This window comes from Anaeromassilibacillus sp. Marseille-P3371 (assembly GCF_900169665.1).
GTDB lineage: Bacteria > Bacillota > Clostridia > Oscillospirales > Acutalibacteraceae > Anaeromassilibacillus.
The window spans coordinates 3,249,067-3,263,122 of record NZ_LT835157.1; the positions used below are offsets into that span (position 1 = coordinate 3,249,067).

Genomic DNA, 14,056 nt, shown 5'->3' on the forward strand with positions numbered 1-14,056 from the left:
CGGAACCGGATTGGGTGCAGCTCCTGGTGGATCATCGAGATTCCCAGGTCCAACGCCTGTTTCGACGTATTGATGACCCGTTTCTTTCCATCCAGGATGATTTCGCCGCCATCTTCATGGTAGATGCCGAACAAACACTTCATCAGTGTCGATTTTCCTGCACCGTTCTCGCCCATCAGAGCGTGCACGCTGCCGGGCCGCACTTTCAAGGTTACTCCGTCCAGCGCTTTTACGCCTGGGAATACCTTCGTGATGTTGTTCATTTCCAGCACATATTCTCCCATACGATCAATCCTCCTTCTTGCTAAAATTAAGCGGGGAACGGAAAGCGCTCGCTTTCGCGTTCCCCGTAGAACAAGCTTTTCTTTAAGAAATCAAAAGAAAGTGTACTGCGTTCGCGCTAATTAGGACATGTAATCCTGATAGTTGTCCTGTGTGACCTTTACATAGTCAACCCAAACATACTTGTCGTCGGTAACCGGATAGCCAATGTTCTCTTCGGTGATTTCCTTACCCTGAGCAGCTGCAACAGCGATGTTCACGCTAGCATTGCCCTGGCTGGTGGAATCGTTCAGAACTGTACCGAGCAAGGAGCCGTCCTTCATAGCTTCCAGAGCCGGAGCCGTTGCGTCAACGCCAACAACCGGAATATACTTGGACTCGTCGCCGGAGTTGTAGCCTTCTGCCTTCAGAGCTTCGATTGCGCCCAGAGCCATGTCGTCGTTGTTGCACAGAACAGCTTCGATCTTGTCAATGCCCTGAGAGGAGATAAATGCTGCCATCAAGTCGGTAGCCTTAACCTTATCCCACATAGCGGTGTCAGCAGCCAGCTGCTCAACGCCGAATCCAGCCTCTTCGATTGCCTTCGGAGCATACTCGGAACGGAGGGTAGCATCCTGGTGGCCAGGCTCGCCCTGAATCATGACATACTGGACCTTGCCGTCGCCATTCTTATCAGCTTCCGGATGAGCGGTGAAGTAATCAGCGATGATCTCGCCGGACATTGTACCGGACTGCTCTGCACGGCAGCCAACATACCATGCCTTGTCATAGGAATTCATGTCTTCCTCGGACGGCTGGCGGTTCTGCAGAACGATCGGCAGATCTGCGTCCTTCGCCTTGGTGATGATCGGGCCAGCAGCGGTCAGATCAACCGGGTTAACGATCAGAGCATTGACGCCCTTTGTGATGAAGGTATCAACCTGTTCGTTCTGGGTGGGCTGCTTGTTCTGGGAGTCCACGATGTCGATCTTCGCACCCAGCTCTTCTGCACGAGCAGTCATGGTGTTACGAACGCCGGTCATGAACGTATCGTCAAACTTGTAAACGCAGGAGCCGATGCTTACGTCAGAAGCGTCTGTGCCTGCTTCGGAAGGCTCTTCGTTGTTGTCCGTGGACGCAGTGCTGTCTGTGCCAGTGGACTCTGTCGAAGAAGTGTTGCTATCATTGCCGCAGCCAACCGCTACGGAAGCCATCATCATGGCTGCCAGCATAAATGCTAATACCTTTTTCATACCTGAAAATCCTCCTACTTTCTTTGAAAAATCTTCTTTCGGTTTTGCAATGAATCTGCGCTTTGTGTATTTGCACAAATGCGAGTTCAATTGCGATTTACTATTAGTAAGTATAGCTGTCCCTATTCAAAAAATCTATATAAAATTCTTCGGTCTTGTATGAAATATCTTCGCTCTTTTGCTCGATTGTTTTTGCCAAACAATGACCGCCTTTGTGAAAAAGGACAAAATAGCTTCTTGAAATTAGGGGAACATGCCTAAAATCTGTCGTAAATTGGGGATGGCATGCATAGAAAACACAAGATACAGGGACAACCTTCCTTTCCCGAAAAATTTCACAACAAAGCGATCCTTTCTATAAGGATTTTTCTTTCAGCATGCATAAACCGCCTAATAGCCGCATAGAAATCTTTGTTGAAAAGGAGGCGGACAATATGGGAGATTTTGCATGCGTCCAGGCCGCAGTCGCACCCCTTTGGAATGCGCCAAAAGAAGGCGCCGTACGGGTAGACGAAGCTCTTTGTGGCACAGAAGTTGAGATTCTAGAGAGTTCCGGCGCCTACCGGCGGGTACGAACCGCCTATTATTATGAGGGATGGGTCCTAGAAAACACGCTGTTTCCGCTTTCCTCCCCAGAACAGTGGCGGTCCGCATCCAAGGCCGTTGTCTGCGCGTCCTTTGCAGATCTCCAACATGAACCGTCGGTACAGGCTTCTACCCTTTGTACGTTGCCGCGCGGGGCACGCCTGCGATGGGAAGAAGCCTCTGCTACCGACAAATGGCAAAAAGTATTCCTTCCAAACGGCACGCCCGGATTTCTTCCCGCTTCGTCCCTTGCTAAGCCGTTTCACGGCATTGGCGCCCGAAAAGCACCGCAATTTCGCTGCGACGTGGTTCGCTCTGCAAAATCCTATTTAGGAACCCCCTATCGGTGGGGTGGGATGACCCCCATGGGAATCGACTGTTCCGGCCTTTGCTTTATGGCCTACGCGCTGAATGGCGTCTACATTTTCCGTGACGCGCGCATCGAACCCGGCTATGCAATCGAACAGATCCCCTTCCGCTGTGCTGGACCAGGAGACCTGCTCTTCTTCCCCGGGCATGTCGCTATGTTAATAGGAGGCGGACGGTATATCCACTCGACAGCCGGAAACGGGTGCCATGGAGTGGTAATTAACAGCCTGAACCCCCGCTCTCCTGAGTACCGCGCCGACCTCCCGCGCAAATTGCTCGCTGTAGGCAGCCTATTTGGGCAAAAATTTTCCGGCCAGGGGAGAGGAAAAGCCCCTGGCCGGAAGCGCCGCGTTGAATAACGATTCTTATTCAATATATTGAGGAAAAACACGAAAGCAAATTCATAAAAGCGGCCATCAACATTTCGATGGCATTTTACCCAGACATCCTTCCTACTCGCTCGGAATTCTCACATTTTGAGATCTCTCAAAGCTCTGGGTTTGTTACGCTGGTATATAGTATAAGATATTTCAATGAAAAAGGCAAGCGATTTTGCATAGAACATTGGTCATTTTAGGTGGGCTTGTTTCGTTATTTCACCAAATTCTTATTCGTCTGCGGAATAGATCAGGTTTCCTTCGGGACGTGGCTGTGCATCCGCAGCAAACAGGCGGTTGACTGTTTCTTCATCTGCAACTCCAGTGATTTTCAATTGATTGACATACTGAAAGTCCATAATCGACTGCTGCGTCCCCTCTCCATACAGGCCTGTGGGCTGCACAAAAAGGTATCCCAACTCCGCCAAACGCAGCTGAAGATTCTTGACTGCATCCCCTTCATCTCCCAGCTTCAGGGAATCCCCCTCCGGCTGTGCAGGAGCAGAACTGACATCACCAACATTCATGTCCGGGTTCCCGCCCGTAGGCGCTTGACTTTGGCCATCCTCCGGCGCCAAAGACGTGGTTCCCTCCGCCAGGGATGGGTACACGGTCCCCGCCATAAAACTGACGGCCGAAATCACCCCATTGCCCTGCCATTGCATCAAAGCGGGGTCCATTTCATAGACGCGTCCTTCCTGTACTGCTGTCAGGTTCTTGTATTTGTCCGTCTGCGCCAGAGTCTCCTTGAGCCCCGTAGGACAGAAGATGTACTGTGGTTGAACCATCAATAGGGTGTCCACTTCCATGTGGTTATCCACTCCATCGGAAGCTGCATTGATCAGCCCAGCGCATTCGATCAACTTGCCCTCGAGGGTATCGCCTGTCACTACGCCGCCTTCCACATCATAAAGATAACAGACGGAAACCGGCGTATCCGTCTGGGGAATCTGGCGGCTGATGTCGTCGATGGTACTGAAAATCCCCTCGGCAATCTTTTCTCCCCGCTCATATCCTTTCACGCCGCCCATAATAGAAGCGCCAACCTCCCGATACAGGCGGGTAAAGTCTTCGCGGCTCGCTGCTGGCGCGATGGTGACAACATCTACTCCTGCATCGTTCAGCCCTTTCTTTTGCTCTTCGGTCGGAGATTGCTCCGTGAGTACCAAATCCGCCCCAACCCCTAGTATGGACTGTGGGTCATCCATCGTCATGTCCGGAAGTACCGAGAGATCTTCCTGCGTACATGCCGCGCCCTTTCCACAGAGCTGCATCTCATAGCCGAGCGCTAGAATCACCTCTGCCAGATTGGGTGAAAGCACCACAACGCCCTTCGGCTCGTCTTGAATGGTCACTTCATTGACGGTAACTGGAAAGTCCCTCTCTGCTACGCCAGAACTGATGTCCCCTTGTGGTCCACAGCCCAAGCAAGCCCCAATCATCAATAACACGCCCAACAGCGCTGCAAATGATCTTTTCAACATAAGACTTGTCTCCCTTCCGTCCTGTGTCAATCGAGCGGCTGTCCACGCCGGATGCGCGCTTCCGCGTCGTCGATATATTGTTTTGCGCAGCGCGGTGAACGGCCACTGCGGGCGATCGCCCAGCGTTCCGCCCCCGCCCTGATCTCTGGGAGGTATTCGTCCAGCTCGCGCTGGCGTGCCAAAAGCTCCACAATCTCCAAGAAATGCACTTTATCCGGGAGAGAAAATTGGATGGACAATCCAAAGCGGTCTGCCAGCGACATGCTCTCCTGGATGGTATCACCCAGGTGGATTTCGTCCCCTTCCCGATCGGAAAAACTTTCCCGCAACAGATGGCGGCGATTGGAAGTCGCATAAATAAGCGCGTTTTGCGGCCGTGCAGCCAAACCGCCCTCTAACACAGCTTTCAATGCGGCATAGGTGTCGTCTTGCTGGGAAAAGGATAGATCATCAATAAAGATGATAAATTTTAGCGGAACCGATGCAATTTGGTCCACCAACGCTGGGAAATCCATCAACGCTTCCTTGGGAATTTCAATTACACGCAATCCCTGCGGATAGAATTCGTTGAGCATCGCCTTGACCGTGGAAGATTTCCCCGTACCGCGATCCCCATACAACAGGCAGTTGTTTGCAGGAAGCCCTTGCAAAAAGGCCAATGTATTATCAATCGCCAATTTGCGCTGGATCTCATATCCCTTGAGATCGGCCAGGCGCTGCTTGTCCGGATAAGCCACAGGCTGGATGCGGTGGTCTCGCCAAATAAAGGCACGGTAGCGCGCATACATTCCGCATCCATTGGAGCGATAGTACGCTGCCATTTTCGTAATGCAATGGTCGAGTTCGCCATCGAGCACTGCAACAGGTTCGCCTATATTCCATTCGGGGAGCTGCATCCCCGCAATCTCCTTTGCAAATGCACAACTCTCCCGGATCTCTTTGGGTGTGAGAGTCGCCGCCTTCCGGATCACAGCCAAATCTCGCTTCACTGCACAGCGCATTCCTTCCGGAAGTACGGCAGTTCCCGCGGCGGCGGCCAAAGAAAAGGCGTTCTCATCAAACAAAGCGGTCCCCGTGATGCATCCTGCAAGGTTTTCACTGTACCCACGCATACACAATACAGCAAAAAAATCGCCCCACGCATTTAGAAACGATTCCAAGGAACCGCCTTCCGCCTCCCACAGCAGCCGGTAAAACGCCTTTGGAACCGTCCGATTTAAAATCCCTTTATAAACAGAAAGAGAAGCCATCTCCATGGCCACTTCTTTGACTCGATTCGACAACAAAAAAACCCCTTTTCTATCCAAACACCGTTCGGCCTCTATGGCCGTTCCTGTTCTGGGCAATCTCCCCTACTACGCGGAAGCTTCCCGATTAAAACCCCATAGTTATATACAATACATGATACCCTTCAAAGGGTTTTATGTCAAGTTCACGACACGATTTGTCTTGCGAATTTACAAATTGTTTGCTACTATGGTGGTAAATCGGTTTAGAAAGCGATTTCTCCTCTTTCCAGTGTTTCGAAAGGAAGTCAATCATGAAAAGAAATTGGATTCGAGGCATAGCCGCTCTGATTCTCTGTTTTGCTCTTTTATGTACGGCCTGTTCCTCCAAGGGGCAACTTGACCCAGACGTCCTCTTTCGGGAGGCTATGTCGCAGGCAAATGCCCTTGAAAGTTGTGAAAGCCGCTTTTCAAGCGACCTGGAGTTTTCTGTGGGCGGTACAAAACAAACTTTTCATTCCGAGGTTTCCTCCATATATTTTGCCGATCCATTTCGTTTAAAAAGTACGCAGGATGCGGGGACTGGTGCGCCAATTGTAACGTATACAGTGGCCGAGGACAGCGCTTGCTGGTTTTACGCTGAATCTGAGGATGGATGGCTCCGCACTCCTGCTGAAAATCTGAACACCACCCCTCTGGAACAGATCGAGTGTCTGCGGTTGTTGAAGCAGGCTGCTGAACCGCACCTGGTTCGGGAGGAAGAAGTGGACGGTGTGGCAACCTACAAATTAGAGGTGACTTTTCCGGCAGAAATTCTTCGGAGTTCCATTGAGGCTACTGTATCTGCCAGTGGAATGGGGGATGGGTCTCAAACATTGGTGCAGGAGCTTTTGGACAGTGTACCGGCGGTTTATGGCTATTGTTATCTGGAACAGGAAACCGGGCTTCCTGTTCGCATGGAATTGGATACTACAGAAGCGCTCAATACTGTATTTAATAAAATCAGTGGCGACAGTGTAAAGGTTTCCGTGTCCAGGTGTACCATAGAAGGGAGCCTTACGCATTGCAATGACGCTTCCGCTGTAGAGCTTCCGCCTGAGGCAGCTTCAGCGCAAACGGTAGAAGCCGCGGGATAATCATGGCTTTTTCTTTTCATCGTATCGGAAACCTACAAGGGTACTTCTTTCGCACGGTATCCGTATTATAAAAGGCGGTGTGGAGTGTTCCGCACCGCCTTTTATAGAGGGATAAATTAGTAGTAAAACCGAATAAACTTGATGTTGTAAAAATCGCATGCCAGGATGTCGTCCGTCTCAGCCTCATTAATGAGAATAAAGTTTGCACCTACCGCCAAAAGGATTCCGGAACGAGTAACCATATTATTGGTCCCCACCAGAAATTCAACCTGTACTGGCCGGCCAATCTGCGTACGCAAAAAGCCATTCATATATTGTAAGCTTTCCGCTGGTATGGAAGGCGGTTGCGTCGTAGGAGTAATCGGCGCCAATGAGCCGCCAGTTGCGCCGCTCTGAGCAATGGCACTGCTATCTGTGGGCGCTCCCTGCGCAATGTTGTTACGGCTCTCCCAGCGGTCTGACAATGGCGGCCACGGTGTACCGACATGTTGGTTTTCCACAGCATAGTCCCGCAGTGGGCTATTATCTGTATTTTGTAGTTGTTCCCTCTGTAATTGCCTCTGATATGCATTCATCACATTATAAGAAGCGATTTCTTCCAGAGTTGGCAAGTTTGGATTTGCCCGGTAATTGGTAAAGGAAGAGACATCCGGTGCGGAACTTCCGCAACCCGGCCCCACACAAGGTGTGGTCGCGCTGGACATCCCTTGATTTTGAGCGAATGTTCCAGTATCCATATAAAACATACCCTCCTATTTCGTCATAGATTCAAGTGGTTGCATACTTTTGTGTAGGCGTGTAAAAGCAGTGGTCATTGATTCGATTGAATGCAACGCCAATGCCACCTGGCGGAAAATAAGTGGGACATTGCGAACTGTAGGGATTAAAGAAAAATAAACTTTCTCCCACAGCCCCCAAGGTATTCCCCGCCAATGCCCAATCCGCTATTTCATAATGAATTTCTTGTGGATCCATATTCCATACATTCTGTTGATTGTAGTTTCCATTTACGGTCTCCCGCATACAGACAAACTGTCCGGGTTGTTCAATAATATTGCGTACATTCCCGCCCTGGCTGATTCGGAAAAACTCTCCATAGGGGACTGTCGCACGGTTCATGATGACGGATGCCACTGCGCGCATACCGTCCTCCCCTTCCCCGCCCGCCTCACATTGGATCAACCGCGCCAGGAGTTCTCGCTCGGTATAAGCCATACTCATCACCTGATTTTTTAGAAATTGTCTCAAAGCATCATATGCCTTTCTTCCATGTCGTGGTACTGCTTTTCATTCTTTATGCTCGGAATATTTTGTCTGAACAGCAAGAATCCTGTAAAACTGCTTGACTTTTCCCGCACACTTCTTTAAAATGTAGATGTTCGCCTGAAATAGAAGCCATTAAGATTCGGGCGTCTTTTCTGGCCTATTGGACTCAAAGTTGTTTGTAAGATGGTTTATAAGGCATATAGAAAAATGATTATATGGAAGCGTATCGAAGTGGTCATAACGGGCCTGACTCGAAATCAGGTAGACGGCAACGTCTCGTGGGTTCGAATCCCACCGCTTCCGCCAGTCGGAAGCCCCGGCGCGCAAGTCGCGTCCGGGGCTTTTGGTTTCTATAAGATTACAGAAGGGCAAGTGCGGATTAAGAGAACACCCAGACAGTATACCGGAACGCGCTGTCCGAAACAGTCATCAAGAGGGCCGGAAACGGCAAAACAGGTTCTCTCCTTGGGAAACAGCCTTTGGGAATGCTGCCCAAAAGATGCACGAGCAGGTTGAACAGATACCCTATCTGCGGAGGAAAGATAATGCCAACACTGGAATGGATCGGAAAAGAAAAAGTGGTGAATCACCACCAGGAAGTGCCGTACCGGGTACTGGAACGCCAGTACAGCTACGATGAAGTTGGACAGCACGCCGAGGACAACGGCAGTGAAAACATGATTATCCACGGCGATAATTTGGAGGCGTTAAAGGCCCTGCTGCCTCGGTACGAGGGCAAGGTAAAGTGCATCTACATTGATCCACCCTACAACACCGGCAACGAGGGCTGGGTATACAACGACAACGTCAACGACCCCAAGATCAAAAAGTGGTTGGGCGAAGTGGTAGGCAAAGAGGGAGAGGACCTCTCCCGCCATGACAAATGGCTGTGTATGATGTACCCCCGCTTGAAGCTGCTGCAAAAGCTGTTGGCAGAGGACGGAGCTATTTTTATTAGCATTGATAGCACGGAGCTATCTTCCCTGCATCTTCTTTGCAATGAAATATTTGGGAATGTAAACTTTGTGGATTACATTTCGTGGTTTAAGAAAGCTTCCCCTTCAAATGACGCAAAATATTTTAGCAATGATATTGAATATATTCTTGTTTTTGCAAAGAACAAAGCGATTTGGAGACCATCACGTTTGCCCTTAACGGAAAAGCAATTAAGGAACTATCAAAACCCAGATAATGATCCTCGTGGCTGCTGGAATTCAGCTACATATACCTGCAATAAATCTAAAGAGGAAAGGCCAAGTTTGTATTACCCTATCCTAAATCCTAATACAGGACAAGAAGTTTGGCCAAAAGAAACAGCCGTATGGGCGTATTCAAAGGAACAATATGAAGAACATATCAAAAATAATTTGCTTTACTGGGGTGTAGATGGGAAAGCAAAATATCCGAGATTTAAAAAATTCTTATTTGGGCATCAAGGTGTAGTTAATCGTACACTTTGGCATTATGATGACGTGAATCATACACAAGGGGCTTCTATGGAGTTAAGAAAACTAGGAATAACCAGATTTGACACGCCAAAACCCACACGTCTGATTGAGCGTATCTTACAAATTGCATCCACCCCAGATTCCATCATTCTCGACTCCTTTGCCGGTTCCGGGACCACCGCCCATGCTGTGCTGAACATGAACAGGGCCGACGGCGGCCACCGCAAATTTATTCTGGTGGAAATGATGGACTACGCCGACAGCATCACCGCCGAGCGAGTCAAGCGGGTAATTGATGGGTATGGAGATAAAAAGGCCGTGGAGGGCACCGGCGGTCAGTTCAGCTATTACGAGCTTGGGCCTGTGCTTTTGCTGCCGGACGGCAACCTCAACGAAGAAGTGGGCGCGCAGGAAATCCGGGAATATGTCTACTATATGGAGACCAAAGGGCCCCTGCCCGCCGGACAGCCGAAGGACGAGCCATACTTCATGGGACTGTGCCGCAACACCGCCTATTACTTCTATTACGAGCGGGAAAGCGTCACCACGTTGGACTACGCCTTTTTGTCTACAATTCAGACTAAAGCCGAAGGCTATATCATTTATGCCGATCTATGCGCTATCCCTCTGGAAACACTGCGCAACCATAACATCCTATTTAAGAAAATCCCTCGGGATATTGCACGGCTGTAAAGGAGCGTACAGAAATGGAACTGAAATCTTATCAGAAAGAGGTTATTGCCGATCTTGCACATTATCTGGAGCTAGTGGTAAAGCTGCAAAGTCCGGCAAAGGCGTACCAGACTTTCTGGAACGAAAAGAATGTTGTGGTGGGCCTTGGTGGTATGCCGGATTATGTGAACGTGCTTCCCGGCGTGCCCCATGTATGCGCCAAGGCGCCTACCGGCGGTGGCAAGACCTACATCGCCGCCAGTTCTCTGCGCACGATTTTTGACGCCATGCCCCAACGCCGGGCCAAGGCCGCGGTGTGGTTGGTGCCCTCCGAAGCCATTCTAGCACAGACCCGTAAGGCGTTGGAAAACCCTGATCATCCCTATCGTCAGCGACTGGATGTAGATTTTGGCGGGCGGGTCCAAGTTTACTCCAAGGAACAGGCCCTCCTGGGGCAAAATTTTACCCCTTCCGCCATTATGGAGCAGCTTTCTGTGTTTATTCTCAGCTATGATTCTTTCCGCACGAGCAAAAAGGACGGCCGTAAAGCCTATCAGCAGAACGGTTATCTGGCCGAGTTTGCAAAGTGGATGGACGATCCGTCGGTTCTGCTGGCCGATACCGACGAGACGGCATTGATCCAGGTGATCCGTTATCTGAACCCGGTGGTCATTGTGGACGAGAGCCACCATGCCACTTCGGATTTGAGTGTGGAAATGTTGCAAAACTTCAATCCCAGCTTTGTATTTGACTTGACCGCTACGCCTAAGAAGAAAAGCAATGTTATCTCTTTTGTTGACGCCGCACGGCTGAAAAAAGCCAACATGGTCAAGCTGCCGGTCATCGTCTATAACCGCAAGTCTCAGGCCGATGTGTATGGGGATGCCATCGCTATTCGCGCCAAACTGGAGGCACAGGCAAAGCAGGAGCAGAAGACAAGCGGACGCTATATCCGCCCTATCGTTCTATTTCAGGCACAACCCCGCAATCATGCGGATAGCACGACATATGAAAAGATCAAAAAAACGCTGGTGGACGGCGGTATCCCCGAGCAGGAAATTGCCATCAAGACCGGCGATAAGGACGAGCTGAAGAACATCGACTTGCTGTCCCCGAACTGTCCTATCCGGTACATTATCACCGTCAACGCCCTAAAAGAAGGATGGGACTGTCCCTTTGCCTATGTGCTGGCCACGGTGGCAAACCGCACTTCCACCGTGGATGTGGAACAGATTTTGGGCCGGGTGCTCCGCCTACCTTACGCGCAAAAGAACAGCAGCGAAGTGCTGAATCTCTCCTATGTCATTACCTCTTCCGCGGACTTCCACCAGACGCTGGAAAAGGTCGTGACCGGGTTAAACAGCGCCGGTTTCAGCAACCGCGATTACCGGGCGCAGGATGTGGACGTTCCGGTTGCAGCAGCGCCGAGCCCGGAAGCGGAACAACTTCCCATTGTTCCGCTTCCCTCTGACGAACCGGATCTGCCGGAGGTAGACAGTACCGATTTAAAAGCGCGTCTTGATGCGGCGACGCAGGAGGCAGAGCAATCCGTCCAAGAAGGAGCTGTGCAGTCCGATCCCATGCTGGCACAGGCGCTGCAACAGAATAAAATATATGAGGATGAGATCAACCAGGCAGATAATACTGCTTTGAGTCAGGCTCCCCTGGAGGTGCGCGACAAAATGAATCAATTCCGAATGAATGAAGAATTTGCAGAAGAAGCCTCTACCTTACGGTTCCCTCAGTTTATGCTGGAGACCATTCCCAGCCTGTTTTCTGAATCTCACGAAACACTGGAGCTGGAACATTTGGAGGGCGGGTTTTCTCTGCGGGATAAAGACGCCCATGTGGATTTCACCACCGTCAATGCTGAAATGGCACGGGTGGATGTGGACAACAGTAAGGACAGCACTGCAAAGGCGTGGCGGCTGTCTGGTGGCGACAGTGCGTTCTTTCGGGAGTGGTTCAGCACTCAGCCCTCCGAAAAACGGCTTTCTCTGTGTAAGGGCATTATCAAGCAGAAACTGTCCAAGATGAACTGTGTCAACGACCGGGAACTGAACGAGTACATCGATCGTGTGATTGGTACCTTGAACGAAGATCAACTTTCTGAGCTGGAGCAGTCTCCGTACCCCTATGTCGTGAAGATTCAGGGGAAAGTAAAAGAGTTGATTGCCCAACATCGCTTCTGCGTATTTGATACCTGGTTGGAACAGGATAAAATATCCTGCTTGCCCAACTATGCGCTGCCAGGGGTGATCTCTCCCACTGCCTTTACCTCGATGACGCCGAAATCACTCTACACCGCCGAAGAAGAAATGAACGAGTATGAGTTTAGAGTGGTGTGGAGCCTATCTGAGTTGAACAACGTCAAGTGGTGGCATCGCAATATTTCCAGATTGGGATTCCAGATCAACGGCCCTATTCATGCTTACCCTGACATCATTGTAATGCTCCACAGTGGGAAGGTGCTGATGGTGGAAACCAAGGGCGATCATCTGGACAACGACGAGTCCAAAGAAAAAGCCAAGATTGGCGATCAATGGGCGAAGTTGGCCGGAAAACAGTATAAGTATTACATGGTGTTTGAGACCAAACAACCGGACTATCCGGGGGCGTATTCTATGGAGCGTTTTATGGAAATTGTCAAAGGTATGTAATGACACGAGATCGAACCTCAGGCTTTAAACATGGAATCACTACGGCTTTTTCATGCGTCTTGCTGTATTCATGTGTTTTAAATCTTCTTCCTTTCCCAAAGACAAGGAAACAAAAGAAGAACCACAAAAGGTGTCCGTCGCCCCGAAGGAAGGAGAGTACCAGCTTTGGAAAGTCCCCACCCGAATGTTCTCGAGGAAAAGGAGCGTTTGAAAGCACAATGCTCGGGCGACCTTCTTCACAAGAACGTTTGATAACAAAGAACTCTATCCCCGGCAATTTGTCGGGGATAGAGTTCTTTTTATAGACGGGAAACCGTCCGTCGCATGAATCTGTAGATAAAGGGGGACTGGACTCCCAGGATATCTCCCTCATTTCGGAATAAACGATTCATAAGAGAGCCGGATACAGTGAAAAAAGGATAGGATAAAAGCGTATGGACGCCAGAAGAGAGAGCGGAAATTGTCCATAGGCATATGGGGGAACATGTTTCGGTGAAACCATTGGAGAAGAGGGATAACGCAGATTGCAACGTGGTTTGCTGCTGAGTGAAAAGTTCATAGAAGGTAAATCCTCATTTGAGCATAAGGGACGTCCAGGAAATCCTTTCGCTGCTTTACATCCCAGTGAAGATCTTATAATAGAGCGACTAGGGCTCATAGCCGTCAAATTGGGAGTTGAAAAGGAACGGTAAAAAAGGATTGCAAGCGAAAGGGGCTGGTGTAAGCAAACACGTTATCGGATAGGGCAAGGGTTCGAAAGCGTAGAAAGATTAAGAACCAAATACCTGGTTTCATCTCTTTGCAAATGGATGTCTGTCCATCCAGCTGGTTATGGCAAGTGGAGAACCCGAAGGATAAACCGAATACATATGAGCATCATAGGCTTCTGCTACCAAGGTTAATGGAAGAACAACACAAGGAGCACCCTTCTCACGGACATCACATGTTGGCACAAGGCGTATTTGATGCAATTGGATGCTTTCTCATAATTTTGCCCATACATGCTGCAAACAGGACCGTATCCGTTCACAGGCGGAAAAACACCCATATAAAAAGGATGGTAAGAACATGTTCGATCCCCACGTAATAGCAGGAAACTGGAATGTCAACCACCCTGTTGGATTCGTAGTATCCGACATGACTATCTTTAAAAACGGAATAAAAATGAGGAATGGACATTGTGGATCGATCCATTTAACAATAGCGCTGGGGAATCCCTCCCCAAGCCGCGGTTGTTTTCATATAGATTCATCAGCGTATGTTTAAGAAATCACAGTCGGGAAGGGCGGTATGTGCAAATGCATCAAAAGCGAATCCCC

At 49.7% G+C, this 14,056-nt stretch carries 10 protein-coding genes and 1 tRNA gene; 5 read left to right on the plus strand and 6 right to left on the minus strand.

Annotated elements, in window-relative coordinates:
• Nucleotides 1-284: ATP-binding cassette domain-containing protein (locus tag B9Y59_RS13690; protein WP_143255390.1), on the minus strand; the 284-nt coding region annotated here is incomplete at its 3' end.
• 120 nt (nucleotides 285-404) lie between these two features.
• Complete coding sequence (locus B9Y59_RS13695; protein WP_054324985.1) at nucleotides 405-1,514, minus strand: galactose ABC transporter substrate-binding protein; 1,110 nt, start codon at nucleotides 1,512-1,514, stop codon at nucleotides 405-407.
• A 434-nt stretch (nucleotides 1,515-1,948) separates the two neighbouring features.
• On the opposite strand from B9Y59_RS13695, the gene B9Y59_RS13700 reads away from it, so the two are divergent.
• Nucleotides 1,949-2,827: a C40 family peptidase gene (locus tag B9Y59_RS13700; RefSeq protein ID WP_158089044.1), complete on the plus strand. Its 879-nt coding sequence runs from the start codon at nucleotides 1,949-1,951 to the stop codon at nucleotides 2,825-2,827.
• A 248-nt stretch (nucleotides 2,828-3,075) separates the two neighbouring features.
• On the opposite strand, the gene B9Y59_RS13705 is transcribed toward B9Y59_RS13700, so the two are convergent.
• The gene (locus B9Y59_RS13705; RefSeq protein WP_054324983.1) at nucleotides 3,076-4,329 is read right to left on the minus strand and encodes a peptidoglycan-binding protein; all 1,254 of its coding nucleotides are present in this window, start codon (nucleotides 4,327-4,329) and stop codon (nucleotides 3,076-3,078) included.
• A 26-nt stretch (nucleotides 4,330-4,355) separates the two neighbouring features.
• Complete coding sequence (locus B9Y59_RS13710) at nucleotides 4,356-5,615, minus strand: ATP-binding protein (protein ID WP_242967326.1); 1,260 nt, start codon at nucleotides 5,613-5,615, stop codon at nucleotides 4,356-4,358.
• 254 nt (nucleotides 5,616-5,869) lie between these two features.
• Here B9Y59_RS13710 and B9Y59_RS13715 point away from each other — a divergent pair, with 254 nt between their 5' ends.
• The gene (locus B9Y59_RS13715; protein WP_085534150.1) at nucleotides 5,870-6,691 is read left to right on the plus strand and encodes a LolA-like protein; all 822 of its coding nucleotides are present in this window, start codon (nucleotides 5,870-5,872) and stop codon (nucleotides 6,689-6,691) included.
• A gap of 116 nt (nucleotides 6,692-6,807) precedes the next feature.
• Here the strand turns inward: B9Y59_RS13715 and B9Y59_RS16035 are convergent, their stop codons facing one another.
• Together B9Y59_RS16035 and B9Y59_RS13725 are read right to left on the minus strand one after the other, a co-directional pair.
• The gene (locus B9Y59_RS16035; protein WP_175055214.1) at nucleotides 6,808-7,428 is read right to left on the minus strand and encodes a hypothetical protein; all 621 of its coding nucleotides are present in this window, start codon (nucleotides 7,426-7,428) and stop codon (nucleotides 6,808-6,810) included.
• A gap of 31 nt (nucleotides 7,429-7,459) precedes the next feature.
• Nucleotides 7,460-7,906 (minus strand): cell wall hydrolase, encoded by a 447-nt coding sequence (locus B9Y59_RS13725; RefSeq protein WP_054324981.1) that lies wholly within the window; start codon nucleotides 7,904-7,906, stop codon nucleotides 7,460-7,462.
• 268 nt (nucleotides 7,907-8,174) lie between these two features.
• Between B9Y59_RS13725 and B9Y59_RS13730 the strand changes: the two genes are divergently transcribed.
• The 3 genes from B9Y59_RS13730 to B9Y59_RS13740 all read left to right on the plus strand — a co-directional run bounded on the left by B9Y59_RS13730 (nucleotide 8,175) and on the right by B9Y59_RS13740 (nucleotide 12,737).
• Nucleotides 8,175-8,263 (plus strand) — tRNA-Ser (locus B9Y59_RS13730).
• A gap of 239 nt (nucleotides 8,264-8,502) precedes the next feature.
• The gene (locus tag B9Y59_RS13735) at nucleotides 8,503-10,098 is read left to right on the plus strand and encodes a site-specific DNA-methyltransferase (RefSeq protein WP_085534153.1); all 1,596 of its coding nucleotides are present in this window, start codon (nucleotides 8,503-8,505) and stop codon (nucleotides 10,096-10,098) included.
• Nucleotides 10,099-10,112: 14 nt separating this feature from the next.
• On the plus strand, nucleotides 10,113-12,737 hold the full coding sequence (locus B9Y59_RS13740; RefSeq protein WP_085534155.1) for a DEAD/DEAH box helicase: 2,625 nt from the start codon (nucleotides 10,113-10,115) through the stop codon (nucleotides 12,735-12,737).
• Nucleotides 12,738-14,056 lie beyond the last annotated feature (1,319 nt).

Bases quoted from the DNA above. Each gene is read 5' to 3' on its own strand.
- B9Y59_RS13695 (WP_054324985.1), bottom strand. From the start codon at position 1,514: ATGAAAAAGGTATTAGCATTTATGCTGGCAGCCATGATGATGGCTTCC.
- B9Y59_RS13700 (WP_158089044.1), top strand. From the start codon at position 1,949: ATGGGAGATTTTGCATGCGTCCAGGCCGCAGTCGCACCCCTTTGGAAT.
- B9Y59_RS13705 (WP_054324983.1), bottom strand. From the start codon at position 4,329: ATGTTGAAAAGATCATTTGCAGCGCTGTTGGGCGTGTTATTGATGATT.
- B9Y59_RS13715 (WP_085534150.1), top strand. From the start codon at position 5,870: ATGAAAAGAAATTGGATTCGAGGCATAGCCGCTCTGATTCTCTGTTTT.
- B9Y59_RS16035 (WP_175055214.1), bottom strand. From the start codon at position 7,428: ATGGATACTGGAACATTCGCTCAAAATCAAGGGATGTCCAGCGCGACC.
- B9Y59_RS13725 (WP_054324981.1), bottom strand. From the start codon at position 7,906: ATGGCTTATACCGAGCGAGAACTCCTGGCGCGGTTGATCCAATGTGAG.
- B9Y59_RS13735 (WP_085534153.1), top strand. From the start codon at position 8,503: ATGCCAACACTGGAATGGATCGGAAAAGAAAAAGTGGTGAATCACCAC.
- B9Y59_RS13740 (WP_085534155.1), top strand. From the start codon at position 10,113: ATGGAACTGAAATCTTATCAGAAAGAGGTTATTGCCGATCTTGCACAT.